29 protein-coding genes are annotated in these 24,602 nt (G+C 65.1%); 14 read left to right on the plus strand and 15 right to left on the minus strand.

What is annotated here, in order from left to right; genetic code table 11:
- Window position 1: 1 nt before the first annotated feature.
- The gene (gene rsmD, locus VGU00_RS15485) at window positions 2-544 is read right to left on the minus strand and encodes a 16S rRNA (guanine(966)-N(2))-methyltransferase RsmD (RefSeq protein ID WP_327470410.1); all 543 of its coding nucleotides are present in this window, start codon (window positions 542-544) and stop codon (window positions 2-4) included.
- On the minus strand, window positions 544-1,416 hold the full coding sequence (locus VGU00_RS15490) for a pseudouridine synthase (RefSeq protein WP_327470081.1): 873 nt from the start codon (window positions 1,414-1,416) through the stop codon (window positions 544-546). The genes rsmD and VGU00_RS15490 overlap by 1 nt, the downstream gene beginning before the upstream one ends.
- A gap of 154 nt (window positions 1,417-1,570) precedes the next feature.
- Here VGU00_RS15490 and VGU00_RS15495 point away from each other — a divergent pair, with 154 nt between their 5' ends.
- The 3 genes from VGU00_RS15495 to VGU00_RS15505 all read left to right on the plus strand — a co-directional run bounded on the left by VGU00_RS15495 (window position 1,571) and on the right by VGU00_RS15505 (window position 4,261).
- Window positions 1,571-2,008 carry a response regulator gene (locus VGU00_RS15495; RefSeq protein WP_327470083.1) on the plus strand — a complete coding sequence of 146 codons (438 nt, stop codon included), beginning with the start codon at window positions 1,571-1,573 and terminating at the stop codon, window positions 2,006-2,008.
- Between the two features lie 122 nt (window positions 2,009-2,130).
- On the plus strand, window positions 2,131-3,513 hold the full coding sequence (locus tag VGU00_RS15500; RefSeq protein ID WP_327470412.1) for an MFS transporter: 1,383 nt from the start codon (window positions 2,131-2,133) through the stop codon (window positions 3,511-3,513).
- A gap of 4 nt (window positions 3,514-3,517) precedes the next feature.
- Window positions 3,518-4,261 (plus strand): tetratricopeptide repeat protein, encoded by a 744-nt coding sequence (locus VGU00_RS15505; RefSeq protein WP_327470085.1) that lies wholly within the window; start codon window positions 3,518-3,520, stop codon window positions 4,259-4,261.
- Here the strand turns inward: VGU00_RS15505 and VGU00_RS15510 are convergent.
- From VGU00_RS15510 to purB, 9 genes are all read right to left on the minus strand, one after another.
- Window positions 4,258-5,598, minus strand: a complete 1,341-nt coding sequence (locus VGU00_RS15510; protein ID WP_327470087.1) for a folylpolyglutamate synthase/dihydrofolate synthase family protein — start codon at window positions 5,596-5,598, stop codon at window positions 4,258-4,260. The two genes, VGU00_RS15505 and VGU00_RS15510, sit on opposite strands and share 4 nt — an antisense overlap.
- A gap of 143 nt (window positions 5,599-5,741) precedes the next feature.
- Complete coding sequence (gene accD, locus VGU00_RS15515) at window positions 5,742-6,593, minus strand: acetyl-CoA carboxylase, carboxyltransferase subunit beta (protein ID WP_327470089.1); 852 nt, start codon at window positions 6,591-6,593, stop codon at window positions 5,742-5,744.
- The gene (gene trpA / locus VGU00_RS15520) at window positions 6,590-7,384 is read right to left on the minus strand and encodes a tryptophan synthase subunit alpha (protein WP_327470091.1); all 795 of its coding nucleotides are present in this window, start codon (window positions 7,382-7,384) and stop codon (window positions 6,590-6,592) included. The genes accD and trpA overlap by 4 nt, the downstream gene beginning before the upstream one ends.
- Complete coding sequence (locus VGU00_RS15525) at window positions 7,377-7,556, minus strand: hypothetical protein (RefSeq protein ID WP_327470092.1); 180 nt, start codon at window positions 7,554-7,556, stop codon at window positions 7,377-7,379. The genes trpA and VGU00_RS15525 overlap by 8 nt, the downstream gene beginning before the upstream one ends.
- A complete protein-coding gene (gene trpB / locus VGU00_RS15530) occupies window positions 7,553-8,764 on the minus strand; it encodes a tryptophan synthase subunit beta (RefSeq protein WP_327470094.1) in 1,212 nt (403 codons plus the stop codon). The genes VGU00_RS15525 and trpB overlap by 4 nt, the downstream gene beginning before the upstream one ends.
- Window positions 8,761-9,393 carry a phosphoribosylanthranilate isomerase gene (locus VGU00_RS15535; protein ID WP_327470095.1) on the minus strand — a complete coding sequence of 211 codons (633 nt, stop codon included), beginning with the start codon at window positions 9,391-9,393 and terminating at the stop codon, window positions 8,761-8,763. The genes trpB and VGU00_RS15535 overlap by 4 nt, the downstream gene beginning before the upstream one ends.
- Window positions 9,394-9,506: 113 nt before the next feature.
- Window positions 9,507-10,181 carry an orotidine-5'-phosphate decarboxylase gene (pyrF, locus tag VGU00_RS15540; RefSeq protein WP_327470097.1) on the minus strand — a complete coding sequence of 225 codons (675 nt, stop codon included), beginning with the start codon at window positions 10,179-10,181 and terminating at the stop codon, window positions 9,507-9,509.
- Entirely contained in the window at window positions 10,178-10,528 is a 351-nt protein-coding gene (locus tag VGU00_RS15545) for a LapA family protein (protein WP_327470099.1), read from the minus strand. Before VGU00_RS15545 ends, pyrF begins: the two co-directional genes overlap by 4 nt.
- Window positions 10,529-10,593: 65 nt before the next feature.
- The gene (purB, locus tag VGU00_RS15550) at window positions 10,594-11,910 is read right to left on the minus strand and encodes an adenylosuccinate lyase (RefSeq protein ID WP_327470101.1); all 1,317 of its coding nucleotides are present in this window, start codon (window positions 11,908-11,910) and stop codon (window positions 10,594-10,596) included.
- Between the two features lie 198 nt (window positions 11,911-12,108).
- On the opposite strand from purB, the gene VGU00_RS15555 reads away from it, so the two are divergent.
- Both VGU00_RS15555 and VGU00_RS15560 read left to right on the plus strand, forming a co-directional pair.
- The gene (locus tag VGU00_RS15555) at window positions 12,109-12,411 is read left to right on the plus strand and encodes a hypothetical protein (protein ID WP_327470103.1); all 303 of its coding nucleotides are present in this window, start codon (window positions 12,109-12,111) and stop codon (window positions 12,409-12,411) included.
- Between the two features lie 29 nt (window positions 12,412-12,440).
- On the plus strand, window positions 12,441-12,920 hold the full coding sequence (locus VGU00_RS15560; RefSeq protein WP_327470105.1) for a calcium-binding protein: 480 nt from the start codon (window positions 12,441-12,443) through the stop codon (window positions 12,918-12,920).
- A 65-nt stretch (window positions 12,921-12,985) separates the two neighbouring features.
- Here VGU00_RS15560 and rnk read toward each other — a convergent pair whose 3' ends face one another.
- Together rnk and radC are read right to left on the minus strand one after the other, a co-directional pair.
- On the minus strand, window positions 12,986-13,366 hold the full coding sequence (rnk, locus tag VGU00_RS15565; RefSeq protein ID WP_327470107.1) for a nucleoside diphosphate kinase regulator: 381 nt from the start codon (window positions 13,364-13,366) through the stop codon (window positions 12,986-12,988).
- A 236-nt stretch (window positions 13,367-13,602) separates the two neighbouring features.
- Entirely contained in the window at window positions 13,603-14,280 is a 678-nt protein-coding gene (gene radC, locus VGU00_RS15570; protein ID WP_327470109.1) for a RadC family protein, read from the minus strand.
- Window positions 14,281-14,448: 168 nt separating this feature from the next.
- Between radC and VGU00_RS15575 the strand changes: the two genes are divergently transcribed.
- The 8 genes from VGU00_RS15575 (at window position 14,449) to VGU00_RS15610 (ending at window position 21,050) form a co-directional block, all read left to right on the plus strand.
- The gene (locus VGU00_RS15575) at window positions 14,449-17,616 is read left to right on the plus strand and encodes a YdbH domain-containing protein (protein ID WP_327470111.1); all 3,168 of its coding nucleotides are present in this window, start codon (window positions 14,449-14,451) and stop codon (window positions 17,614-17,616) included.
- The gene (locus VGU00_RS15580) at window positions 17,613-17,840 is read left to right on the plus strand and encodes a YnbE family lipoprotein (RefSeq protein WP_327470113.1); all 228 of its coding nucleotides are present in this window, start codon (window positions 17,613-17,615) and stop codon (window positions 17,838-17,840) included. The genes VGU00_RS15575 and VGU00_RS15580 overlap by 4 nt, the downstream gene beginning before the upstream one ends.
- 14 nt (window positions 17,841-17,854) lie before the next feature.
- Window positions 17,855-18,256, plus strand: a complete 402-nt coding sequence (locus VGU00_RS15585) for a YdbL family protein (RefSeq protein WP_327470115.1) — start codon at window positions 17,855-17,857, stop codon at window positions 18,254-18,256.
- Between the two features lie 234 nt (window positions 18,257-18,490).
- On the plus strand, window positions 18,491-18,811 hold the full coding sequence (locus tag VGU00_RS15590; RefSeq protein WP_327470117.1) for an AtpZ/AtpI family protein: 321 nt from the start codon (window positions 18,491-18,493) through the stop codon (window positions 18,809-18,811).
- Between the two features lie 67 nt (window positions 18,812-18,878).
- Complete coding sequence (locus VGU00_RS15595; RefSeq protein WP_327470119.1) at window positions 18,879-19,664, plus strand: F0F1 ATP synthase subunit A; 786 nt, start codon at window positions 18,879-18,881, stop codon at window positions 19,662-19,664.
- Between the two features lie 42 nt (window positions 19,665-19,706).
- Window positions 19,707-19,934, plus strand: a complete 228-nt coding sequence (locus tag VGU00_RS15600) for a F0F1 ATP synthase subunit C (protein ID WP_003044110.1) — start codon at window positions 19,707-19,709, stop codon at window positions 19,932-19,934.
- Window positions 19,935-20,014: 80 nt separating this feature from the next.
- The gene (locus tag VGU00_RS15605) at window positions 20,015-20,515 is read left to right on the plus strand and encodes an ATPase (protein WP_327470121.1); all 501 of its coding nucleotides are present in this window, start codon (window positions 20,015-20,017) and stop codon (window positions 20,513-20,515) included.
- Window positions 20,508-21,050, plus strand: a complete 543-nt coding sequence (locus VGU00_RS15610; protein ID WP_327470123.1) for a F0F1 ATP synthase subunit B — start codon at window positions 20,508-20,510, stop codon at window positions 21,048-21,050. Before VGU00_RS15605 ends, VGU00_RS15610 begins: the two co-directional genes overlap by 8 nt.
- Before the next feature lie 168 nt (window positions 21,051-21,218).
- Here the strand turns inward: VGU00_RS15610 and VGU00_RS15615 are convergent, their stop codons facing one another.
- Together VGU00_RS15615 and VGU00_RS15620 are read right to left on the minus strand one after the other, a co-directional pair.
- Window positions 21,219-21,863, minus strand: a complete 645-nt coding sequence (locus VGU00_RS15615) for a glutathione S-transferase family protein (RefSeq protein WP_327470125.1) — start codon at window positions 21,861-21,863, stop codon at window positions 21,219-21,221.
- Window positions 21,864-21,877: 14 nt separating this feature from the next.
- Window positions 21,878-22,594 carry an SDR family oxidoreductase gene (locus VGU00_RS15620; protein ID WP_327470126.1) on the minus strand — a complete coding sequence of 239 codons (717 nt, stop codon included), beginning with the start codon at window positions 22,592-22,594 and terminating at the stop codon, window positions 21,878-21,880.
- Between the two features lie 71 nt (window positions 22,595-22,665).
- On the opposite strand from VGU00_RS15620, the gene uvrC reads away from it, so the two are divergent.
- Window positions 22,666-24,600: an excinuclease ABC subunit UvrC gene (gene uvrC, locus VGU00_RS15625; RefSeq protein WP_327470129.1), complete on the plus strand. Its 1,935-nt coding sequence runs from the start codon at window positions 22,666-22,668 to the stop codon at window positions 24,598-24,600.
- Window positions 24,601-24,602: the final 2 nt, after the last annotated feature.

The following is a 24,602-nucleotide window of genomic DNA, read 5'->3' on the forward strand; positions in this document are numbered from 1 at the left end:
GCTACGCTGGCCTGAGCAGCGTCAGCTTTGCCTTGCCCACCTTGCGTATCGCGTCGATCTCGAAGCCTGCGATATCGACGCCCTCATTGTGCGCCGTTTCGATCGATATCCAGCTGTCGGGGCCGATCCAGCCAAGCCGGTTGAGCTTGTCGAGCGCGACGCTGCCCGCGCCCGTATCGTAGGGCGCGTCGATCATCAGCAGGTCGTAGCTGCGCCTGGCCGGGCCAAGGCCCAGCACCGATCCGGCGCGAATGTCGGCGCGCGAGCTAGCACCAAGGGTTCCGAGATTCTTGCGCAGCGCGTCGAGCGCGTCGCGGTCCTGTTCGGCGAACAGGCATTGCTCGGCGCCGCGCGACAGCGCCTCGATCCCGAGCGCGCCTGATCCGGCGAAAAGATCGGCGACGACCAGACCTTCGAAGCTGCCGAGGCGGCTCGTCAGCATCGAGAACAGCGTCTCGCGGGTGCGGTCCGCCGTGGGACGCGTTGCATCATTCTTCGGCGCGAGCAGCTTGCGGCCGCGCCATTCCCCCGAAATGATCCGCATCATCCCATCTGCCGGCGGAATTTGAACAATTCGTCGCGCGGCACGACATCGACCGCACCGAGCGGCATGCCGCCCAGCTCAAAGGCGCCGTAACGCGTGCGGATGAGGCGGCTGACCTGCAGCCCGAAATGTTCGAGAACCTTCCGGACTTCGCGGTTCTTGCCCTCGGTCAGCGTCATTTCGACCCACTGGTTGCGCCCGGTCCGGCGTTCGAGATTGGCATCGATCTTGCCGTAACGGACGCCGTCGATCTCGATCCCCAGCGCCAGTTCCTCGAGCTGTGCCTGGCTGATATCGCCGAACGCACGCGCCCGATAGGTGCGCTCGACCCCGCTCGCCGGCAGTTCGAGCTGGCGCTTGAATTCGCCGTCGTTGGTGAGGAGGAGCAGTCCCTCGGTATTATAGTCGAGGCGACCGACCGGCATCAGCCGTGGCAGATCCTTGGGCAACAGATCGTAGATCGTCTTGCGCCCCTTGGGATCGCGCGCCGCGGTGATGCAGCCGGCGGGCTTGTGAAAGCGGTAGAGGCGCGTCGATACGGGTTTTGCGACCGGATTGCCGTCGACCGTTAAGCCGTCGAGCGACGACAGGAGCGGCGCCGGCTGGACGACCAGCTGGCCGTTCAGCGCGATGCGGCCTTCCTCGATCATCCGCTCGACATCGCGGCGCGACCCCACGCCTGCGCGCGCGAGCAGCTTTGCGATCCGCTGCGGCCCGTCTTCGCGTTCGGCTTCGGCCGGTTTCGATTTGAGCGCGGAGGCGGCGCCGCGCGCGGCGCGGCGGCCGCGCTGACCAGCTGGGGAGGCGTCGCGATCGCCAGCGGATTTGGGCGCCGAGCGGGGCGCGGGGCGGGTTGGACGGCGTGTCGTCATCGGAACGGATGCGGCTTTCTTGTCGTTATTCGGGAAAATAGTGTTGCCTTGTGAGCACGCTCATAGCCGGAAAAGACCCGCTTCGTCGATGGCAAGCAGAAGCGATCTTGCAGGAAGGCATCGAGCGAGTCATGGCGACGTTAAAGGAGTCCTCATGCTCTTTGGCCATCGCCCGACCTGCATCAAGCGTTTGCTGATCATCGAAGATGATCCGCTGACGGCTTTCGACAATGAGCACACGCTGAAACACAGCGGGTACGACATTGTCGCGACGGTCGATTCGGGCGAAGCCGCCGTGCCGATCATCGCCGGCGAACAGATCGACGCGCTTGTCCTCGACCTTGGCCTTGCCGGCGACATGACCGGACGCGAAGTCGCCCGGCTGGCACGCGACCGCGGAATCGCGGTGCTGCTGGTGACCGGACAGTGCCCGAACGATGCCGCCGACATCGCCGTCGCGTGCCTTGGCAAACCGCACAGCGCGTCGGCGCTCGTTGCCGCGCTGCGCGCTGTCGAATCGATGGCGTGCAGGAATGAGGCGCCGCGCAAGGTGAGCGGCCTCACCACCTTCTGGCGACCCGCCGCGGCGTAAGCGCGGCGGCGCGTGAAATAGCCGCTTCCAATTTGCTTCCGACGCTTTAGGCCTTGGCCAAGGCATAAGCGCGTCCTCCGTCGGACCGTGCGAGGGAGGAAGTGACTGTGCAGTCTGATAGCATGACGCCGCCGCCGCAAAGCTGGTGGAGCAGCATCCGGCCCTATCTCGAGCGCGCGCCGCTCGCGGCGTTGCTGCTCGGCGTATCCTCGGGTTTCCCCTATGCCATGATCGGCGCGACGCTGACGACGCGACTGTCGCAAGACGGCTTTGAAAAATCGTCGATCACCGCCTTTTCGCTCGCCTTTCTCGTCTATAATCTCAAGCCGCTCTGGGCGTGGGTGGTTGACGCAGTGCGCCTGCCGGTCATCGGCGGGCTCGGCCAGCGCGTGTCCTGGCTGATCCTGACCGCCACGATGGTCATGCTGGCGGTATTCAACCTCGCGATGGTCGACCCGCAGCATGTCGGGCAATCGCCGGTCGGCCAGTTGATGCAATGGTTCGGCATGGGCCGCGAGGGCGAATTCGCAGCGCTCTTCGAGATGGCGATCGGCGCCGTCCTCGTCGGCTTTGCCGGTGCGACCTTCGACGTCGTGATCGACGCCTATCGCATCGAAATATTGAAGCCCGAACAACTCGGCGTCGGGTCGGGCATGTCGCAATATGGCTGGCGCATCGGCTCCGCCGGCGCCGGCGCGCTCGCGCTGTTCCTCGCTGCGCGGCAGGGCTGGGAAGCCGCCTATTTCGCCTGCGCGATGTTCGCGCTTCCTGCCGTGATTGCCGCCTTTTGGGTCGGCGAGCCCGAACGCCACCGCGAGGCGGTGAAACGCGAAGGGCGCCCGGGTATCATCGCGGGCATCGTCGGACCGTTCACCGAATTTTTCAGCCGCCACGGCGCCTGGCTCGTGCTGCTGTTCATCCTGCTCCACAAGATCGGCGACACGCTGGCGAACCTCACGCTGCGCCTGCTGCTCGACGATCTGGGGTTCAGCAACGACGAGATCGCGATCTACGACGTCGGCATCGGTTTCTGGGCCTATCTGATCGGCATCTTCATCGGCGGCATCATGTATGCAAAGCTGGGAATGAAGCGGTCGGTGCTCATCAGCCTGATCCTGATGGCGATCAGCAACTTCAGCTTCGCGCTGCTCGCAGCCGCCGGCCACAGCAATTGGGGGCTCGCAGGCGCGATCGGTTTCGAAAATATCGCCAGCGGCATCGGCGGCGTCGTCGTCGTCGCCTATTTCTCGGCGCTCTGCGACCTTCGGTTTACGGCCGCGCATTATGCGCTGATCAGTTCGGCCGCGAGCATCGTCGGCCGGTTCCTGACCGGTACGACGGCGGGCGCGATGATGGAACAGTTCGGCAATGTGAACTTCTACCTGTTCACCGTCGTCGCAGCGCTTCCCGGCATCATCCTGTTCTGGATCATGATGCGCAGCGGGCTGGTCGATGCGTCGGTCGGGACAGCGGGAACCGCGCGCGAAGGCAGCACCGCCACCTAGCCGGATGCATTTCTTCCTCATCTCGATCGTGCTGCAAGTGCTGTGCATCGTGCATGTGTTCCGGACCGGACGGAACACGGCGTGGATCATGGCGATCGCATTCCTGCCGATGGTCGGGGTCCTTGCCTATTTCATCGTTGAAATCCTGCCCGGATTGCCGCGTGATCGGCGGGTGCGCGAAGCCCGGACCAAGATCGCCGACAAGATGGACCCCGAACGCCGCATTCGCGAAGCGCGCGACGCCGCGGAGTTCAGCGACACCGCCGGGAACCGGATCGAATATGGCGATGCGCTGATGGAACGCGGGCGCCATGCGGAAGCGCTTGCGCAGTTTCGGGCGGCCGAACGGCTCTCGCCGCACGCCGACCGGACCATCGGGATGCGGATCGCCGAGGCGGCCTATGAGGCAGGCCAGCTGGCAGAGGCGCTGAAAGCGATCGACGCACTGCCCGAAACGATCTCGCGAACCGAAATCGACCGGCGCGCACTGCTGACCGCGAAGATTGCCGAAGCCGATGGGCGGACGGACGACGCGCTTGCCATCTACCGCGAGATCGTGGGCCGGGTACCGGGCGATGAAATCCGCTGCCGGATCGCTGGCATCCTGATTGGCAAGGGCGACAAGGCTGGCGCGCTGTCGGTGCTTCGAGAAGTCGAACAGCGCATGAAGCGCACACCGCCGGTGACATTGAAAGCCGAAGCCGAAATGTACGATTGGGTGAAGCGTACGCTGGCCGAACTACGCTAGTCCGGCCACTCCGCATTGAGGTCGAGCACGACGCCCGCAAGATAGAGCGAGCCGCAGATCAGCACGTCGGCTCGCGGGCGATGATCGGCGATATGGCGTAGTGCCGTGTTTACATCGTCGCACGGCTGGACATCGGCGATACTCAGGTCCGTCCGGACCCGATCGCAGAGACCTTTCGGGTCATGATGCTCGTGCCCCGGGATCGGGACGGCCTGAAACGAGGCGATGCGATCCGCGAAAGGACGCAGGAAGCCCATGGCATCCTTGTTGCGCAAAAGGCCGCAGACGATGTGGAGCGGCGCATGGTCCTCGAGCGCCTTTGCGAGCGCGACGCCGGCATCGGGATTATGGCCGCCATCGAGCCATGCCTGGGTGTCGCCGGGCACGAGCGCGGTGAGCGGTCCGGCGCCGAGACGCTGCATCCGGCCCGGCCAGAAGGCCTTTGCGACGCCCGCCCCGATGGCTGCATCATCGGGCTGCGGTTCGGGCGCGAGGCGCAGCATGGCGATCGCGAGTCCCGCGTTGCGCATCTGATGCGCTCCCGCCATGCGCGGATGGAGCAGGGGAACGACCGAACCCAGTTTCGAATACCAGCGGAAGGCATCGCCTTCGGGCTCGACTGTCCAGCCGTCGCCTTCGGGGAAGAGCGTCGCGCCGACCTCGGCAACCTTGGCCGCGATCGTGTCGCGCACGGGCGGCGCATAGGCGAGGGTGGCGACTGGCGTGTCGGGCTTGATGATGCCGGCCTTTTCCCACGCGATGCGCATGGCCGGATCGTCGGGCGTTCCGGCTTCGGGGGCGAGCAGGAAGGCCTCATGGTCGATGCCGAGCGAAGCGATCCCGGCTACCGCCGGCGGCGGGATGATATTCGTCGCATCGAGGCGACCGCCGAGGCCGACCTCGATGATGCAGTCGTCGGCGGGGATGCGCGCGAAGGCGAGGAAGGCGGCGGCGGTCGTGACTTCGAAGAAGCTCGCTTGCAGGTCGGCGGCTTCGTCGAGCACTTCTTCGAGCAGGGCGGCGAGCAGCGCGTCGTCGATCAGCGTCCCGGCAAGACGGATGCGCTCGTTGAAACGGACGAGGTGCGGGCTGGTATAGGCGTGGACCCGGCGGCCCTGCGCTTCGAGGATCGCGCGCAGATAGGCGCAGGTCGATCCCTTGCCGTTGGTGCCTGCGACATGGAAAGTCCGCGGAAGCTGGAGCTGCGGATTGCCGAGCCGCGCGCAAAGCTCGGCGATGCGTTCGAGGCCCAGGATGTCGCGGCTTGGCGACAGCGCGGCAAGGCGATCGAGTTGCGCCTGGACCGCTGGGTCGGACGAGTGGGCGTGGTCGGGCATGGCGCGATTGAACCTGAAGCTATCCCAAATCCGTTCGTGCTGAGCTTGTCGAAGCACCGTTCTTCCAGTGACGTCAGTAGAAAGAACAGCCCTTCGACTAGCTCAGGGCGAACGGGAAAATAGGGGCCGCCGATTGTCTGAAGTCAGGCGGCCTTTTCGGGCGCCAGATAACCGATCAGGCGGCCCAGTGTTTCGGGTAGTTCCTTGCGGTGGACGACCATGTCGATCATCCCGTGATCGAGCAGATATTCGGCGCGCTGAAAGCCTTCGGGCAGCTTTTCGCGGATCGTATTCTCGATCACGCGCTGGCCCGCGAAGCCGATCAGAGCCTTGGGTTCGCTGATCTGGATATCGCCGAGCATCGCATAGCTGGCAGTGACGCCGCCGGTGGTCGGATCGGTGAGAAGGACGATATAGGGCAGACCCGCACGGCGCAGGCGCGCGAGCGCCACCGTCGCGCGCGGCATCTGCATCAGCGACAACGTGCCTTCCTGCATCCGCGCGCCCCCGGCAGCGGTGATCGCGATATAGGGCACGCCGCGCCGGATCGCATCCTCGACCCCCGCGACGAAGGCTTCGCCGACAGCGACGCCCATCGACCCGCCCATGAAAGCGAAGTCCTGCACGCCGATCACCGCACCCTTGCCCGAGATGCGACCGAACGCATTCTGATAGGCGTCGCGGTCGCCGGTCTGCGTGCGCGCCGCTTTGATGCGATCGACATATTTCTTCGTATCGCGGAACTTCAGCGGATCCTCGGGAGCGGCGGGGGCGGCGATCAGCTCGTGGAGCCCGCCGTCGAACAGCTGCGCGAAGCGTTCCTTGGCGCCGATGCGGTCATGATGGTCGCAGCGCGGGCAGACATTCAGATTGTCTTCCCATTCCTTGACGAATACCATCTGCTGGCACTGGCGGCATTTGTGCCAGAGATTGTCGGCGGTGTCGCGTTTCGCCCCGAAGGGCAGCGCGTTGCGAACGCGGTCGAGCCAGCTCATGCGGCGATCTCCTTTGCGCCGTGGATAGCATCGGCGAGGGTACGGGTGAAAGCCTCGACATGCGGCGCCGCGGCGTCGCCATGCTCGGCAATGATGTCGATAAAGGCCGAACCGACGACGACGCCGTCGGCAACCTTGGCGATTTCGGCGGCCTGTGCGGGGGTGCGGACGCCGAAACCGACCGCGACGGGCAGGTCGGTCGCAGCCTTGAGGCGCGCAACGGCATCCTCGATGCTCGCCTGCGCCGCCTGCTGCTGGCCGGTGATGCCCGCGACCGAAACATAATAGAGGAAGCCGCTGGCGCCGTTCAGCACATCGGGCAGGCGCGCAGCGTCGGTGGTCGGGGTGGCGAGGCGGATCAGGTCGACGCCGGCGGCGCGGAGCGCGGGGCCGAGTTCGGCGTCTTCCTCCGAAGGGATGTCGACGCAGATGACGCCGTCGACGCCGGCCTTGGCGCATTCGGCGGCGAACGATTCGGGGCCGCGGATCGTCATCGGGTTGGCGTAACCCATCAGGACAAGCGGGACGTCGGGGTGGCGCTGGCGGAAGGCGGCGGCGATCGCGAACAGGTCGGCGGTCGTTGTCCCCTTGGCGAGGCTGCGCAGATTTGCGGCCTGGATGGCGGGACCGTCGGCCATCGGGTCGGTGAAGGGCATGCCGAGCTCGATCACATTGGCGCCCCCCGCGACGAGCGCGTCGAGGTTCGCGGCGGTGTCGCCGTCGCCGCCTGTGATGAAGGCTACGAGCGCGGGGCGCGGCTGGGCGAAGGTGGCGGCGAAGCGATCAGTCATGACTGGACTCATGGCGAAGTTTGAATGCGATCATGGCTATTTTTATAGCCAGCAAAAGGCCGATCACGCCGTAGAATACCATGCCATTGGCTGCCCAGCCCATCCTACCTACCATGTAGATCGCAACGGCGACGGGCAGCAGTGCCAGTCCGAATTTCTGACGGCTGTTCAAAGTTCCACCCCCAACGCATCGGCCACGGTGAAGATGTCCTTGTCGCCGCGGCCCGAGCAATTGACGATGATGATCTTGTCCTTGCCCAGCGTCGGCGCAATGCGTTCGGCGGCGGCGATCGCATGCGCGCTTTCGAGCGCGGGGATGATGCCTTCGAGCTTGGTCAGCTTCTGGAAACTCGCGAGCGCTTCGTCGTCGGTGACGGGCTCGTACCGCACGCGGCCGATTTCGTGGAGCCAGCTGTGCTCGGGGCCGATCCCCGGATAGTCGAGGCCCGCCGAGATGCTGTGTGCTTCGGTGATCTGCCCGTCCTCGTCCTGCAGCAGATAGGTCTTGTTGCCGTGGAGAATGCCGGGGCGGCCGCCCGCGAGGCTCGCGGCATGCTTGCCGTCGAGGCCTTCGCCCGCGGCTTCGACGCCGACGATCTCGACACCTTCGTCGTCGAGGAACGGGTGGAACAGCCCGATCGCGTTCGAACCGCCACCGACGGGGGCAATCAGCATGTCGGGCAGGCGGCCTTCGGCTTCGAGGATCTGGGCCTTCGCTTCGTCGCCGATCACCGACTGGAAGTCGCGGACGAGTTCGGGATAGGGGTGCGGGCCCGCGACGGTGCCGATGATGTAGAAGGTATCGTGGACGTTCGCGACCCAGTGGCGCAGCGCCTCGTTCATCGCGTCCTTGAGCGTCTTCGCGCCGCTCTCGACCGCGACGACTTCGGCGCCGAGCAGCTTCATGCGGAACACGTTCGGTTGCTGCCGCGCGACGTCGACCGCGCCCATGAATATGGTGCAGGGCAGGCCGAACAGCGCGGCGACGGTCGCGGTCGCGACGCCATGCTGTCCCGCGCCGGTTTCGGCGATGATCTTCGTCTTGCCCATCCGCTTCGCGAGCAGAATCTGGCCGATGCAATTGTTGATCTTATGCGCGCCGGTGTGGTTGAGATCCTCGCGCTTGAGGTAGATCTTCGCGCCGCCGAGATCGTTCGTCAGCCGCTCGGCGAACCACAGCGGGCTCGGGCGGCCGACATAATGTTTGAGCAGATAGTCGAATTCGGCCTTGAACGCCGGGTCGACCTGCGCCGCGCGATAGTGGCGCTCGAGGTCGAGGATCAGCGGCATCAGCGTTTCGGCGACATAGCGGCCGCCGAATTGCCCGAAATGGCCGCGTTCGTCGGGCCCGGTGCGAAGGCTGTTGGGAAGCTGGGTCATCGACCGGCGGCTTTAAGGAAAGCGGCGATCTTGTCCACATCCTTCACGCCCGGCGCGCTTTCGACCCCCGACGAAACGTCGACCAGCGGCGCGCCGGTTTCGGCGATTGCCTGCGCGACATTGCCCGGCGTCAGGCCGCCCGCGACGCCCCAATCCATCATGTGCCGGTGGTTTTTGAGCAGCGACCAGTCGAAGCGCGTCCCCGTTCCGCCCGGCATGGCCGCCGCGGGTGCGTCGAACAGGATGCGGTCGGCAATTCCGCGATATTGCTGGATGCGTTCTAGCGTCCCGGCGTCTTTGAGCCCCACGGCCTTCCAGACCTCGGCGGGAACGAGCCGCTTGACGGCCGCAAGCCATTCGGGCGTTTCGTTGCCATGAAACTGGATGATGTCGGGGCGGACCTTGCTGAGCGCATCGCCGGTTTCCTGCTGCGATGCGTTTACGAGAAGCAGCGCGACCTTGACGCCTCCCTGTCCCGCGCGGCGGCGAAGATCGGCGGCGGTCTTGAGGTCGATGTAGCGCGGGCTCGGCGCGTACAGATTGAGGCCGATATGCGTCGCGCCATGGCGGATCGCCGCATCGACTTCTTCGGGGGTCTTGAGGCCGCAGATTTTGACGAGAGGGGGCATGGTCAGACTCGATTTGTCCGTTCGCACCGCGCGAAGTCGAGATGGCCCTCGATCTTGCGCTACTCCGACAAGTGCCTCGACTTTGCTCGACACGAACGGGAATTGGAAACTGTTTAGAGCGTCGCTTCGATCTCGCGCGCGGCGAGGTCGGGGTCGGCCGACTGGCTGATCGGGCGGCCGACGACGAGGATCGAGGCGCCATCGGTCATCGCCTGCGCCGGCGTGACGATGCGCTTCTGGTCACCGACCTTGCCGTTGGCGGGGCGCACGCCGGGGACGACGAAAAAGCCGCCCGGCCAGGCCTTGCGGGCGGCCTTCACTTCCTGTCCCGAACAGACGATCCCGTCGCAGCCCGATTCGCGTGCCAATGCCGCAAGGCGGACGACCTGGTCATGCGGGGTTCCACCGACACCGATATCTTCCAAGTCGGGCGCATCGAGGCTGGTCAGCACCGTGACCGCGACGACCTTTGTGTTCAGCCCGGCTGCCGCCTTCGCCTCTTCCAGCATGGCCCGGCCACCCGCGGCATGCACCGTCAGGATCGCGGGTTCGAGCGTGCGGAGCGCCTGAATGGCCTTTGCGACCGTGTTCGGGATGTCGTGCAGTTTCAGGTCGAGGAAGAGCGGCAAGCCGAGCTTTGCCATTTCGTGCACGCCATGATGCCCGTTGGCGCAAAAAAACTCGAGGCCCAGCTTCAACCCGCCGACGTGGCGCCGCACCTTCTGCGCCAGCGTCAACGCGGCATCGAGGTGCGGGGTGTCGATGGCGAGATAAAGCGGAGAGGTCATGGCTTGTCCGTTGGAAAAAGGTCGGTGGGGGCGGGCGGAACATCGTGCACCGGCGTCGTTGCGGGCGTTACCTCGACCTCGACGGGTCGGTTGGCGAGCGCGCGCAGGTCGGCAGCCTGTCGTTCGCTGGCATCGAGGCGGCGCTTGAGCGACCAGCGCGTCGTGCGGAGCGCAATCCACATCGGAACGCTGCCGATCAGGAAGGCCGCAAAGATCAGCACCGGCAATTTGGTGTCGAGAACCTGGCCCGGCCAGATGGTCACGGTCACCGGTATCCAGTTGGCCATCGCAAAAATGACCAGAACGGCTGTGAGCAAAACCCAGATGATCGTCCGCAGGATTCCCACTTGTCTTGCTCCTTCACTGGTCCCGCGCCGACCCTAAGACAGATTAGCGCGGGATTCCAGCGTCACTATGCCGCGCCAAAGACCCGGTCGAAGATCGTGTCGACATGCTTCATATGATAGCCGAGGTCGAACAGCGCGGTCAGTTCGTCGGCCGAGAGCTTCGCAGCGACGTCGGCGTCGGCCTTGAGCAGTTCGAGCAGCGACAGCTGGCCGTCGCTTTCCCAGACTTTCATCGCGTTGCGCTGGACGAGGACGTAACTCTCCTCGCGGCTTGCGCCAGCCTGTGTCAGGGCGAGCAAGACGCGCTGCGAATGGACGAGACCGCCCATGCGGTCGAGATTCTTCTGCATCCGTTCGGGATAGACGAGCAGCTTGTCGACGACGCCGGTCAGGCGGCCGAGCGCGAAGTCGAGCGTGATCGTCGCGTCGGGGCCGATGAAGCGTTCGACCGAGGAGTGGCTGATGTCGCGCTCGTGCCACAGCGCGACATTCTCCATCGCGGGCGTGACCGCGCTGCGCACCACGCGCGCGAGGCCGGTCAAGTTCTCGGTCAGGATCGGGTTGCGCTTGTGCGGCATCGCCGACGAGCCCTTTTGCCCCGGCGAGAAATATTCCTCGGCCTCGAGCACTTCGGTACGCTGGAGGTGGCGGACCTCGACCGACAGGCGTTCGATCGACGAGGCGATGACGCCGAGCACGGCGAAGAACATCGCATGGCGGTCGCGCGGGATGACCTGCGTCGACACGGGTTCGATCGAAAGGCCGAGCTTGGCGGCGACACGCGCCTCGACGCGCGGGTCGATATTGGCGAAGGTGCCGACTGCGCCCGAGATGGCGCAGGTCGCGATTTCGGCGCGCGCGGCCTGCAGGCGGAGCTTGCAGCGCGAGAATTCGGCATAGGCCTCGGCGAGCTTGAGCCCGAAGGTCACAGGCTCGGCGTGGATGCCGTGGCTGCGGCCGATCGTCGGGGTCAGCTTGTGCTCATAGGCGCGGCGCTTGATCGCCTCGAGCAGCGCGTCGAGATCGGCGAGCAGGATATCGGCGGCCTGGCTGAGCTGGACCGCAAGGCAGGTGTCGAGCACGTCCGAGCTGGTCATGCCCTGATGCATGAAGCGCGCCTCCTCGCCGACATTTTCGGCGACCCATGTCAGGAAGGCGATGACGTCATGCTTGGTGACCGCCTCGATCGCGTCGATCGCTTCGACGTCGATCCTGGGGTTCGTCGCCCACCAGTCCCACAGCGCCTTCGCGGCAGATTTCGGAACGGTGCCCAGCTCGGCAAGGGCGTCAGTCGCGTGCGCTTCGATCTCGAACCAGATGCGAAACCGATTCTCGGCCGACCAGATCGCGGTCATTTCCGGCCGTGCGTAACGCGGAACCATTGAATTTCCTTCCTTTTCGGGCACCTTATCGCGGAATCCCTGCGGAATCGCGACGGGGCGCCCCGTAGCAGGGACAGGGCGTTTCGCCAAATCCGGCGCGGTGCAACTTTGCGCAAATGCGGTGGGTTGCCTTCATGCCCCATCCAATTGGCGACAGGTCGCAACCGCCAGAAACGTCGCCGTTACAGGAGAATAATTGTGTTGAAACAAGTGCTTTTGATCGGCGCCGCCGCCATCAGCTTCCCGGCCCTCGCCCAGACCACTGCACCTGCGGGTGAAGAACCGGCACCGACCACGCAGTCGCAGCCGGCTCCGACCGACACCACCACGACGCCTGCGCCGGACAGCACGACCCCGCCGGCCGAAGACGCGACGCCGTCGGACGATGCGGCGCCCACCGAGGATGCCGCTCCGACGCCGACCCCGCCCACTGCAGAACCCACGCCCCCGGCTGACGATACCACGACGCCCGAGCCTGAGCCCGAGGCGAAGCCCCGGTAACCAGCCCATTCCCGAAGAGGAGTAAGATCATGTTGAAACAGATGCTTTTGATCGGCGCTGCCGCCGTCAGCTTCCCGGCGCTGGCCCAGTCGACCCCGCCGGCCGATCCGGCAAGCCCGCCGACCGCCACTGAACCGGCGCCGGGTCCCACTTCGACGACCCCGCCGGCCGACACCGCGACGACGCCGGCCCCGGCGCCCGACGCGTCGAGCCCCCCGGCAGCTGCAAGCCAGCCGGCGCCTTTGGGGTCGGCCGCGACGCCGACGCAGATCGCGCAGATCGTCGATCAGGAATTCCCGACCTATGACGGGGACAAGAATGGCGATCTCAACGAAACCGAATTCGGCGCGTGGATGAAGAAGCTGCGCACCGCAACCGACCCGAGCGTCGACCCTGAATCGGCCGACGTCAAAACCTGGATCGGACAGGCCTTTGCCTCCGCCGATGGAGACAAGTCGGGCGGTGTCAACAAGACCGAATTGACCGGTTTCCTGTCGCGCGGCGCCTAACGGCGTCCCGCGGGGTGGTGCAGCCGTCGGAGCGATCCGGCGGCTGCATCGCTGTTCGGCGTCCGCTAAGCTGGCTGTTCGACCGCGACGATGGTCAGCCGGTGCTCGGTGCCACCACGATCGGGCCAGTTGATGGACTGGCCGACGCTGAGACCGATAAGCCCTGCACCGACCGGGGTCAGGATCGACATCCGTCCGGCAGCGATATCGGCTTCGGCAGGATAGACGAGGCGCACGGTTCGTTCGGCACCGCTCTTTTCGTCGAGGAAGGTGACGCTCGATCCCATCGTGACGACGTCGGTCGGAATTTCGGAGCGGTTGCATATCGCGGCGCGATCGATTTCGTCGAGCAGCAGGTCGTAAAAGCGCACCGAGTCGCGCTGCTGCTGCAACGTCAATTCGGTCAACGCGTCGGCCTCGCTGTCGATCATGCGGATATGAGGCATCGCGGCCCCGTTTTTATTTTGACTCATGGCGCGGACTTTCCGGCTAGCGCGCGACACACGGCCACGCGCGGCAATATCTTTTGACGGAAGGTGCCCCGGGCTCGGGGCGATCGCGCCGGAACCCGGGGCTAAATGCCCGCGAGAAGCTGTCCCCCATGGTGGCGGAAGCGGAAAAGGCCGCATCGAATCTGCATGACGACGATGATGTGGCCGCGGACCGGCGATGTCAAATCGGACTAAAGCAGCCCCATCGCCCGGAAGCTTCGATAATCGGCTCCACCGATGATGATATGGTCGTGAAGCGCTATCCCCAGCTTCGCCGCCGCACCCGCGATATCCTTTGTAATCGCAATGTCCTGCCTACTCGGCTCGGGGCTGCCGCTTGGATGATTGTGGACGAGGATGATCGCCGACGCGCCCAGTTCCAGCGCCCGTTTTATAATCTCGCGAACATAGATGGCCGACTGGTCAATCGACCCCTCGCTCGCCAGTTCGTCGCGGATCAGCATGTTGCGCGAATTGAGATAGAGGACGCGAACCCGCTCGACATCGATCGGCCCCATGTCGGCGCGTAGCCAATCGAGCAGCGCGTCCCAACTCGAGAGGAGGGGCTTGTCGCGAAACTCGCCTTTCAGCAGGCGGAGGCTCGCCGCCTGGACGATCTTCAGCGCCGCGATCCCCGTGTCGCCGAGCCCGTCGATGCGGCGGAGCGATTCGGGATCGGCGCTGACGAGTTGCGCCAGCGAGCCGAACTCGCGCAGCAATGCCTTTGCCAGCGGCTTGGTGTCGCGCCGCGGGACGGCGAGGGCGAGGAGATATTCGACCAGTTCGTAATCGGCGAGGCCGTCGGCGTCCTCGAGCAGGCGCGAGCGCAGTCGCGCACGATGGCCCTGATGATCCGGCGTATCCCCCATGCGCTCGCAATAACCGCCTTGTGAGGTCCACTCAACGCTCATAGGACGGGATGATGGCGAACCGGATCAATTTCCTGCATCGAAACGGGATTTCCGGCGTTTGTGCCTTGAACGGGGTTCGGGTCGAGGGACGAGATTTTCAGCCATGACGTCATCGGCCGAATTCCCATGACTGATCTGGCGGACGGCGCGCAGCCGCAATTCAAATATCGGACCTTGTTGTTCAAGAAGCGCTGGCTGACGGCCGGAGCGGTTATCATCCTGGTCGCGGGCGTCTGGATCGCGCGCGAACCGATCGCCGACGAATTCATCCGCGACCAGCTCGACAGTCGCGGTGTTCCGGCGCGCTATACGATCGACCGGATCGGTTTTCGCAGCGAGATATTGTCCGACATCGTCATTGGCGATCCGAAACGCCCGGACCTGACGGCAAAGCGCGTCGAAGTCCTCTTGGGCTATGGTTGGGGCGGCCCTTATGTCTCGGGGATCCATGCCCACGGCGTTCGCCTTTACGGGCGCTTCGTCGATGGGCGCCTGTCGTTCGGGTCGCTCGACAAGTTTCGCGACCCGGAAAGCAAGGATCCCTTCGCCTTGCCCGACCTGTCGACGGTTCTGCGCGACGCGCGGGCGCGCGTCGAAACGCCATGGGGCGATATCGGCGCGGCGCTGAATGGCGGCGGCAACCTGCGCCGCGATTTCACCGGCAAGCTCGCGCTGGTGGCGCCGCGTATCGCCGCAGCGGGCTGCAGCGGCGAGAATGTGAGCTTTTATGGCACCGTCCTCGTGCGCAACGTTCGCCCGCAGCTTGTCGGGCCGCTGCGCGGCGGCGGCCTCGCCTGTCCCGACGCCGGCGTGTCGGCGTCTTCGCCGCAAGTCGCGCTCGATCTGTCGCTGTCCGAAGACCTCCAAAGCTGGAAGGGCAAGGCCGATGCCAGCATCGCGCAGCTTGTCGCCGGCCCCCTGCAAGCCGACCGGCTTGGCGTGCTGGCGCGTTTCGCCGGCACCTCGGTAAAGACCGATCTCGACATCGACGCCGATATGGCGCGCCTTCGCGGTGCCGATTTCGCTGCCGCGACGGTCAGCCTCGATGCCAAAGGCAGCGTCGGCAGCGCTGCACCCAAGTTCGATGGCAGGATCGGCTTCGGGCGGGCAAGCGGCAGTGCTGCGTTGCGCCGCTCGATCGCCGACAGTGCGCGCGCGCTGACCGGAACCCCGATCGGCCCGCTCGCGGAGAAGGCCGTCGGCGCGCTGAGCCGCGTTCTGGCGGACGCGAGCGGCAGCGCGGGTTTCGCCATTGCAGGCGAAGGGCCCACCGCGCGCGTCGACCTGATCGCGCCTGAATTGACCAGCGCGAGCGGCGCACGCTTCGTAGGCAGCACCGACAGCCGTATCGGCTATCTCTATGGCGCCGACGAGCCTGCGGTCATCGCGACTGGGCGCTGGAGTATCGCTGGTGGCGACCTGCCTTCGGGAACGCTGAGCATCGACCGCAGCCCCGAGGGGAAGGTGACGGGGCTCGCCAACCTCGATCCCTATAGCGCCGGAACGGCGCGCCTCGCGCTGACGCCGGCGCGCTTCTCCGGCGGCGCGGGCGGGCTGATGCGCTTTGCCACGGAAGCGACCCTGTGGGGCCCGCTTGCGGGCGGGCGCGTCGAACGGCTCACCGTGCCCTTGCGCGGCTATCTCGCGCCGACGGGAGCGCTCGCGCTCGACGGCGGATGCAGCCGTGTCGCGGCCGACCGGATCGAGATCAGCGGTTTCCGGCTGGGTGGGAGCGCGATCGACCTGTGCAGCCGCCCCGGCGCGCCGCTGCTCAGCGCCGGTCCCGGCGGCGTGCGCGGCGACATCCGCATTCCCGGCATTGCGCTGCGCGGATCGAGCGGCAGTTCGCCCTTCAGCCTGAAAAGCGGTCCGGCAAACATCGACCTGTCAGCGATGCGCTGGTCGCTCGCGCGCGCCGACATCCGGCTGGGCGAGGGCGAAAGCGCGACGCGTTTTGCCGCCGACAGCCTGACCGGGCGAGCGACGCCGCAAGGAATGGCCGGCGACTTGCGCGGCGCGAGCGGCAAGATCGGCGCGGTGCCGCTCGATATGAGCGAGATAGCCGGGCAATGGCGCTTTACGAACGGTACGCTGACGCTCGACGGCGGGTTGCGGCTCACCGACGCCGCGCCCGATCCGCGCTTCTTTCCGCTCGTCAGCAACGATGCGAACCTGCGTTTCGCGAACGGCATTATCGAGGCGAAGGCCGGTTTCAACGAACAAAAGACCGGCACCAAGATTCTCGACACGCTGATCCGCCACCGGCTGTCCGATAGCAGCGGATCGGCCGATCTGACCGTCAAGGAACTGCGGTTCAATGAAGCGTTCCAGCCCGATCAGCTGACCAGTCTCGCACTCGGCGTCGTCGCCAATGTCCGCGGATCGGTGGTCGGCGACGGGCGGATCGAATGGACCGCCGACGGGGTCACGAGCCGCGGCACCTTCGCGACCGCCGATGCCAGCCTGGCTGCGGCATTCGGCCCGGTAACGGGCCTCACGACGACGATCAGCTTCGACGACCTGATAGGCCTCAGGACCGCGCCCGGGCAGATCGCGAAGATCAAGGAAGTAAACCCCGGCATCCCGGTGCTCGACGGTCAAATCGAATATCGCTTGCTCGGCGACAATCGCGTGCGGGTGGAAGGCGGAAGCTGGCCCTTTGGCGGCGGCAAGCTGCTGCTGCATCCGACAACGCTCGATTTCAGCGCGGAGAATGCGCGCCGGCTGTCGTTCGACATCGTCGGCGTCGACGCAGCGGTGTTCCTGCAGAGCTTCGGTTTCGACAATATCAATGCGACGGGCGTGTTCGACGGAACACTGCCGGTTGAATTCGACGGGCTCGGTGGGCGGATCGTGGGTGGACGGATCGATTCGCGCGGCGGTGGCGGCACGCTTGCCTATGTCGGCGAATTGTCGAACCGCAACCTCGGCACGATCGCCAATTTTGCCTTTGGCGCATTGCGCAGCCTCAAATATGACGATCTGACGATCATCCTCAACGGGGACCTCGACGGCGAAATGGTGACCGATATCCGCTTTGGTGGCGTGGGGCAGGGCGAAGGCGCGACGCGTAATTTCCTGACCAACCAGGTCGCCAAACTGCCGCTCGTCTTCAATGTGAAGATCCGGGCGCCGTTCCGCCAGTTGCTGACTTCGGCGAAGGGATTTTACGACCCGTCGCTGCTGATCGAACAGAATCTGCCCGCGTTGATGCGGGCGCAGGAAGAAGCCGAAGCCGCCGCAAAAGGCGCGCGTCAACCCGTTCAGCCTCCAGAAAGCGAGCCCATGCGATGAATATAACCAAGACTGGAGCAAGGAGGCTGGCCATCGGTGGTCGGACTGTTGCGGTGATGATCGGTGCGCCAACCCTGATGGGAGCCCTTGCGGGTTGCGTCCAGATCGACACACCCGACAAGCCGATCGAAATAAACCTGAACATCAACATCCGTCAGGAAGTGGTGTACAGGCTAGATGGCGATGCCAAGAAGCTCATCGAGCAGAATAGCGAGATATTCTGATGGGGAAGAATGTAATGCGTAAGACTATGTGGAAACCGACCGGGCTGGCCCTTGCTGCAATCGCGGCGACCGCCGCCGTTGCCCTCGCGGTGCCGTCGGCGATGGCGCAGCGCGATCCCGCCTATGCCGCCGCGCGCGCCGCCGGCCAGATCGGCGAACAGCCCGATGGCTATCTGGGGTTCGCGACCACGCCGACCCCGGCGATCCGCGCGCTGGTCCAGGATCTCAACATCAAGCGCAAGGCCGCCTATACCGCGAGCGCGCAGTCGACCGGCAGCACGGTCGAACAGTTCGCCTTTACCAGCGGTTGCAACCTGATCGCGAACACCAAGGCGGGCGAGAAATACCAGACGCCCGGCGGCGCATGGAAAACCCGCGACGGCAGCCCGCCCGAGCGCGACGCACGCTGCCCGTAAGCGGCCCGACCAGAATTCCGGGACCCCAGGGTCCTCAGATGCCGCCGCGCCCCTAAACGCGGCGGCATTTTTGTGCACCTGCGCGGGTCCTTTTTTGTGCACCTGCGCACAAGCATTGACTTAATCGGGCGTCGTTCCTAAACGGACCGCGCCTTAGGGGTCCCCCGAATTTTCGGGCCTTTTTTCGCAGGCGGAATCGATGAATATCGGCTCTGTTTCAGGAGGATGGCACAAATGACGGGGAACGGCAGCGATCCGGAACCAACTTCGGAGGATTCGCGCCTGGTCTCGCTCGAAGAGCGATTGGACCGGGCCGAAGCCGCAGAAGCGAAACGGACCGCGGTGAACGCCGGACCGGAATCCGATGCCAATTACCGGCTCGGCAACCGCGTTCTGGCCGAACTGCTGGGCGGACTGATCGGCGGTGCCTTGTTCGGCTGGCTGATCGACCGCTTCGCGGGAACGTCGCCCTGGGGCTTGTTGGGGATGTTGTTCATGGGGATCGTCGTGGCCTTCCGGAACATCATCCGCATATCTTCGACGCCTCGCAAATAGCCGGGCGCAAACGAAATTCTTCAGCGGGACGGCCCCCGGCCGCCTCGCCAGACGCGTGGAGTGAATAGTGGCGGCGGAATCCGGCAAGATCGACCCGATGCACCAGTTCGAGGTGACCCCGCTTGGCGGCGGTTTCAACCTCGGCGGGCATGAAGTCCTGTTCACCAACAGCGCGTTGTGGATGGTCATCGCGGCGATCGCGCTGGGCATCTTCATGTGGGGCGGCATGCGCCGCCAGCTCGTTCCGGGCCGCTGGCAGGCCGCGGTCGAAGGCTTTACCGGCTTCATTTCGAGCATGATGATGGCGAATATCGGCACCGAAGGCCGCAAATATACGCCCTATGTCTTCTCGCTCTTCATGTTCATCCTCTTCTGCAACCTGCTCGGCATGTTGCCGCTGGGCGTATTGGGGCTCCACCCCTTCACCGTCACCAGCCATATCGCGATCACCGGCGTCCTCGCGCTGATCAGCTTCGCGATCGTCCTTGTCGTCGGTTTCTGGCGCCATGGCCTCCATTTCTTCTCGCTTTTCGTGCCGCACGGAACGCCGCTCCCGATGATCCCGATCATCGCGCCGATCGAGTTCGTGTCGTTCATGGTTCGCCCGTTCAGCCTCGGCCTGCGTCTTTTCGTCGCGATGACCGCGGGTCACGTCCTGCTGAAAGTGCTCTCGGGTTTCGTGATCAACGGCTTCAACGCCGAAACGCTCTGGCTCGGTTCGATCGTGTCGGTGCTCAGCTTCACCCTGATGATCGGCATCAGCGCGCTCGAACTGCTCGTCGCCGGCATCCAGGCCTATGTTTTCGCCCTGTTGACCTCGCTGTACATCAACGACGCGGTCAATCTTCACTAATTTCCGTTTTATAATAAACGCTTACATCCAAGGAGTAGTATAATGGACGCAGAAGCAGCAAAGCTGATCGGTGCAGGTCTCGCCGCTATCGGTGCCGGCATGGCCGCCATCGGTGTGGGTAACGTCTTCGGCAGCTTCCTCGAAAGCGCACTGCGCAACCCGGCAGCCGCCGACGGCCAGCAGGGCCGCCTGTTCATCGGCTTCGCCGCTGCCGAACTTCTCGGCCTGCTGGCGTTCGTCGTTGCGATGATCCTGCTCTTCGTCGTCTGATTTCGACGATATTTGGCGAGGCCGGCCCCGGCGGGACCGGCCTCGCTGCAGGTTTCCAGAATAACTAAGGTTCGCCTTTCATGCCCCAGATAGCCCAGCTAACCGCTGACAATTGGTATCTTGCCTCGCAGCTTTTCTGGCTGCTGGTCGTGTTCGCCGGCATTTATGTCGTGATCGGCCGCGGCATGCTGCCCAAGATCGAAGCGACGGTGGATGCGCGCGACCGCAAGGTGGCCGACGATCTGGCGGCGGCGAAGGCAGCCCATGCCGCAGCCGACGCGCTGGAGGAAAGCTATCGCCAGCAGGGTGACGCAAGCCGCGCCGCCGCGCAGAAGGCGGTCGCCGAAGCCAAGGACAAGGCAGCAAAGGACGCCGAAAAGCGTCTCGCCAAGGTCGACGCCGAACTGGGCGAAAAGCTCTCGGCAGCCGAGGCCGACGTTGCTGCGGCGCGCATGTCGGCCATGGCCGAAATCGAATCGGTCGCGGCCGAAGCGGCAGGCGATCTCGTCGCCAAGCTGTCGGGCGCAAAGGTTGCCGCGGCCGATGCCAAGGCAGCGGTGAAGGCGGTGCTCCATGGCTAATTTCCTCGTCATCCTTTCGGAAGCCGCTGGCGAAGCGCATGCCACGCCCAAGGCGTTCGGCATGGACGCGACCGTCTGGGTCTCGATCGCGATGCTCGTCTTCCTCGGCATCCTCGTCTGGAAGGGCGTGCCGAAAGCGATCGGCGCGATGCTCGACAAGCGCATCGCCGAGATTTCGAAGCAGCTCAACGAAGCCGAACAGCTCCGCCTCGACGCGGAATCGCTCAAGGCCGAATATGAAGCGAAGCTCGCCGATGCGGCGAAAGAAGCCGACGAAATGCGTGCCCGCGCCGATGCCGAAGCCGAAGCGCTCGTCACGAAGGCAAAGGCCGATGCGACCGCGCTGATCGCGCGCCGCAAGCAGATGGCCGAGGACCGCATCGCCGCGGCCGAGGCCGGCGCGCTCGCCGAAGTCCGCACTGCGGCAGCGAAGGCAGCGACCGACGCCGCGGCGAAGCTGATCGCCGACAAGCATGACGCCAAGGCCGACAAGGCGCTGGTCGATCAGGCTATTGCGGGCGTCGCCAAGGCCTGAGCCGCGACGACATGGCTGGAAACAGAACGCCCGCGGATTTCCGCGGGCGTTTTGCTTTGTGCATATCTCACGGCACTTCAGGGCATCGCGCACCGATAAGACGCGTTGCGGGAGCCACGGCAAGCCAAGCGCCAACCCGGTCGCACCAGCCCTTCAGTCGATCGTCGACTATGGTGTCGAAAGTCCCGCGACCCACGCTTTCGTCGCGGGAAAATTGTCCATCGCACGCCCGTAGGCCGCCCGCGCGGTCGTTCGTGCGATATAATCGAGCTCCGCCGCGCCAAGGGCGAAGCCGATCGTGCGCTGCGCGAATTGAAGCGCATAGGTGACCGAAATATCGGCGGCGGAGAAATTGCCGCCCGCGACATAGGGCGTCTTCGCAAGCTGGCGCGTCACGAGGCCAAGCCGGCTCCTGAAAATATCGAGCGCCCAGCCGACGGTCCAGTTCTCCTGTTCGGCTTCGGGCGCGAGTATCTTGGTCGCGACGATGGTATTGACCGGCCCCGCAAGCCCCGCCTCGCCCATGTGCAGGAACTGCTGATAGACCGGAAAGACGGGATCGTCGGGCGCCGGGGCGAACGGGCTCGGCCCATGGCGCGCGAGCAGATATTCCATGATCGCGATCGATTCGACCATGACCGTGTCGCCATCGACGATCGCGGGAATGAAGCCGGCGGGATTGATCGCGAGGAATTCCTGGTCGTTCTCGATCCCGCCGAGCAGGTCGACCTGCCGCACCCGGTACGGCAGCCCCATCTCTTCCAGCAGCCAGGCGACCCGGAAACCCCGACCCTCGCCATAGAGCGTAATCATGGCCCGCGGCTCCCTCAGAACCGGATCATGATGCGCCGCGCGAGCGCGGGCGAGATGCTGTGGACGAGCTGCAAAATCTTCACCATTCCTGCGTTGACCTCGCTCTTGCCGGTGCGGATGCCCCGGACGATCTCGGCGGCGCAGTCGTGCGCGCTCATCTTCTTGCCTGCGCGGGCCGCAGTCATGTTCGTCTCGACCACAGGTGGCAGCGCCTCGATCACATGGACGCTCGTCCCCTTGAGCAACGCTCGGATCGACTGGGTGTAGCTGCGTAGCGCCGCTTTGGTCGCACAATAGACCGCACCGGTGCTCGGCGCGATCGCGAGGCCCGAGGTAACATTGACGATGGTGGCTTCTGGCTGCGCGCGCAGCGTTGGCAACAGCCGCGTACAGAGCGCGATCGGCGCGTCGAGGTTGGTGCGGATGCAATGCGCGGCGCTCTCCAGCGTCTCGACCCTGTTGACATCGTACGCGCTGCCGACCCCGGCGTTGTTGACCAGCAACGCAAGCGGTTTACTGGCCATGCCGGCCACGACCGCTTCGACGCCCTCCGGCGTCGACAGGTCGCTCGCGATGGTTCCGAAGCCCAGCGATGCCATCGCCTGCAGCTTCTCGGCCGAGCGCCCGGTGACGATCACGTCGGCGCCTGCTCCCTGGAGCTGTAACGCGATCTCGCGCCCGATGCCGTCGCTGCCGCCGGTAACCAGCGCAAGTTTTCCTCGTAAATCCATGCGACCCCTCCCATGAGCTTTTACCTCGCACACTATGGCGGGTCGCATCGCCATCGCCTACATGGAAAATCATGGCCCGCCCGAACGCTCCCGACCGATTCAACGAAGAAAAAGCGACCTATGTGATCCGCGGCGGCGACGGGGAGGGCGACCAGCCCGACCTTGAGCGCGGCGCCGAGGCGATCCGCAGCGTCGTGCGCAAATTGCCGACGCGGCCCGGGGTATACCGGATGCTCGATGCACGCGGCGACGTGCTCTATGTCGGCAAGGCGCGGGCGCTCAAGAACCGCGTGACCAACTATACACAGGTCGCGCGCCTGCCGCAGCGGCTCCAGCGCATGGTGTCGCAGACGCGCGCGATGGAGATCGTCACGACGACGAGCGAGGCTGAGGCGCTGCTACTCGAAGCGCAACTGATCAAACGCTATCGCCCGCCGTACAATGTGCTGCTGCGCGATGACAAAAGCTTCCCCTTCATCCTGCTGCGCACCGACCATGATTTTCCGCGCGTGCAGAAGCATCGCGGCGCGCGGCGCGCCAAGGGCCGTTATTACGGCCCGTTCGCAAGCGCAGGGTCGGTGGGCCAGACGCTCAACGCGTTGCAGAAGACCTTCCTCTTGCGCAGCTGTACCGACAGCTTCTTCGCCAACCGGTCGCGGCCGTGCCTGCTCTATCAGATCAAGCGGTGCAGCGCGCCGTGCGTCGACCGCATCTCGAAGGAAGATTATGCCGGGCTGGTAAACGACGCGCAGGACTTCCTCGAAGGCCGCTCGACCGCAGTGCAAAAGCGGCTGGGCGCCGCGATGACCAAGGCCGCCGACGCGATGGATTATGAGCAGGCGGCGGTGATCCGCGACCGGCTGAAATCGCTGACCTTCATCCAGGGCAGCCAGTCGGTCCACGCCGACGGGCTCGGCGACGCCGACGTCTTTGCACTTGCGGCGAAGGGCGGGCAGCTCTGCATCGCGGGCTTCTTCATCCGCGGCGGGCAGAACTGGGGGCACCGCAGCTTCTTTCCCGCGCATGTATCGGGCGTGCCCGAGGAAGAGGTGATGGCGAGCTTCCTGATGCAATTCTACGAAGGCGTGCCACCGCCGAAGCTGATCCTTGTCGACCGGGAGCCCGAGGAGAGCGCCTTGCTCGCCGAAGCATTGGGCGAAAGCGGGAACCGGAAGGTCGAAATCAGCGTGCCGCAACGCGGCAACCGTCGCCGCCTGCTCGAACAGGCGGTGCGCAACGCGGGCGAGGAACTCGACCGGCGGCTTGCCGAGAGCAGCAGCCAGGCGAAACTCGGCCGCGAGCTCGCCGACCTGTTCGATCTCGAAAATCCGCCGCAGCGGATCGAGATTTACGACAACAGCCATATCCAGGGCACCAACGCGCTGGGCGCCATGGTGGTCGCGGGCCCAGAGGGCTGGATCAAGGGCGCCTATCGCAAGTTCAATATCAAGCGCGCCGAAACGCAGCCGGGCGACGACTTCGCAATGATGCGCGAGGTGTTCGAGCGCCGCTTTGCGCGTGCGATCGAGGAGGATCCCGAGCGGACGAAGGGCGAATGGCCCGACCTCGTGCTGATCGACGGCGGCAAGGGACAGGTCTCGGCGGCGGGCGCGGTGCTTGCCGAACTCGGCATCGACGATCTCACTTATGTCGGCGTCGCCAAGGGGCCCGATCGCAACGCCGGGCGCGAGACCTTCTATCATCCCGACGGGCGCGAATTCACGCTGCCGCCGAACAATGCGGTGCTCTTCTACATCCAGCGGCTGCGCGACGAGGCGCACCGCTTCGCGATCGGTGCGCACCGGCAGAAGCGCGCCAAGGCAATGGGGGCGTCGCCGCTCGACGAGGTGCCCGGCATCGGCCCGTCGCGCAAGAAGGCGCTGTTGATGCATTTCGGTACCGCGCGCGCGGTGCGCGGCGCCAGCCTCGAGGATTTGCAGAAGGCACCGGGGGTCAGCGCGGCGGTCGCGCAAGCGGTGCACGATTTCTATCATTCGGGACGGTGAGG

This window comes from Sphingopyxis sp. (assembly GCF_035944815.1).
Lineage (GTDB): Bacteria > Pseudomonadota > Alphaproteobacteria > Sphingomonadales > Sphingomonadaceae > Sphingopyxis.

Coding starts and splice junctions, on each gene's coding strand:
- rsmD (WP_327470410.1), bottom strand. CDS start 544: ATGCGGATCATTTCGGGGGAATGGCGCGGCCGCAAGCTGCTCGCGCCG.
- VGU00_RS15490 (WP_327470081.1), bottom strand. CDS start 1,416: ATGACGACACGCCGTCCAACCCGCCCCGCGCCCCGCTCGGCGCCCAAA.
- VGU00_RS15495 (WP_327470083.1), top strand. CDS start 1,571: ATGCTCTTTGGCCATCGCCCGACCTGCATCAAGCGTTTGCTGATCATC.
- VGU00_RS15500 (WP_327470412.1), top strand. CDS start 2,131: ATGACGCCGCCGCCGCAAAGCTGGTGGAGCAGCATCCGGCCCTATCTC.
- VGU00_RS15505 (WP_327470085.1), top strand. CDS start 3,518: ATGCATTTCTTCCTCATCTCGATCGTGCTGCAAGTGCTGTGCATCGTG.
- VGU00_RS15510 (WP_327470087.1), bottom strand. CDS start 5,598: ATGCCCGACCACGCCCACTCGTCCGACCCAGCGGTCCAGGCGCAACTC.
- accD (WP_327470089.1), bottom strand. CDS start 6,593: ATGAGCTGGCTCGACCGCGTTCGCAACGCGCTGCCCTTCGGGGCGAAA.
- trpA (WP_327470091.1), bottom strand. CDS start 7,384: ATGACTGATCGCTTCGCCGCCACCTTCGCCCAGCCGCGCCCCGCGCTC.
- trpB (WP_327470094.1), bottom strand. CDS start 8,764: ATGACCCAGCTTCCCAACAGCCTTCGCACCGGGCCCGACGAACGCGGC.
- VGU00_RS15535 (WP_327470095.1), bottom strand. CDS start 9,393: ATGCCCCCTCTCGTCAAAATCTGCGGCCTCAAGACCCCCGAAGAAGTC.
- pyrF (WP_327470097.1), bottom strand. CDS start 10,181: ATGACCTCTCCGCTTTATCTCGCCATCGACACCCCGCACCTCGATGCC.
- purB (WP_327470101.1), bottom strand. CDS start 11,910: ATGGTTCCGCGTTACGCACGGCCGGAAATGACCGCGATCTGGTCGGCC.
- VGU00_RS15560 (WP_327470105.1), top strand. CDS start 12,441: ATGTTGAAACAGATGCTTTTGATCGGCGCTGCCGCCGTCAGCTTCCCG.
- rnk (WP_327470107.1), bottom strand. CDS start 13,366: ATGCCTCATATCCGCATGATCGACAGCGAGGCCGACGCGTTGACCGAA.
- radC (WP_327470109.1), bottom strand. CDS start 14,280: ATGGGGGATACGCCGGATCATCAGGGCCATCGTGCGCGACTGCGCTCG.
- VGU00_RS15575 (WP_327470111.1), top strand. CDS start 14,449: ATGACTGATCTGGCGGACGGCGCGCAGCCGCAATTCAAATATCGGACC.
- VGU00_RS15580 (WP_327470113.1), top strand. CDS start 17,613: ATGAATATAACCAAGACTGGAGCAAGGAGGCTGGCCATCGGTGGTCGG.
- VGU00_RS15585 (WP_327470115.1), top strand. CDS start 17,855: ATGCGTAAGACTATGTGGAAACCGACCGGGCTGGCCCTTGCTGCAATC.
- VGU00_RS15590 (WP_327470117.1), top strand. CDS start 18,491: ATGACGGGGAACGGCAGCGATCCGGAACCAACTTCGGAGGATTCGCGC.
- VGU00_RS15600 (WP_003044110.1), top strand. CDS start 19,707: ATGGACGCAGAAGCAGCAAAGCTGATCGGTGCAGGTCTCGCCGCTATC.
- VGU00_RS15605 (WP_327470121.1), top strand. CDS start 20,015: ATGCCCCAGATAGCCCAGCTAACCGCTGACAATTGGTATCTTGCCTCG.
- VGU00_RS15610 (WP_327470123.1), top strand. CDS start 20,508: ATGGCTAATTTCCTCGTCATCCTTTCGGAAGCCGCTGGCGAAGCGCAT.
- VGU00_RS15615 (WP_327470125.1), bottom strand. CDS start 21,863: ATGATTACGCTCTATGGCGAGGGTCGGGGTTTCCGGGTCGCCTGGCTG.
- VGU00_RS15620 (WP_327470126.1), bottom strand. CDS start 22,594: ATGGATTTACGAGGAAAACTTGCGCTGGTTACCGGCGGCAGCGACGGC.
- uvrC (WP_327470129.1), top strand. CDS start 22,666: ATGGCCCGCCCGAACGCTCCCGACCGATTCAACGAAGAAAAAGCGACC.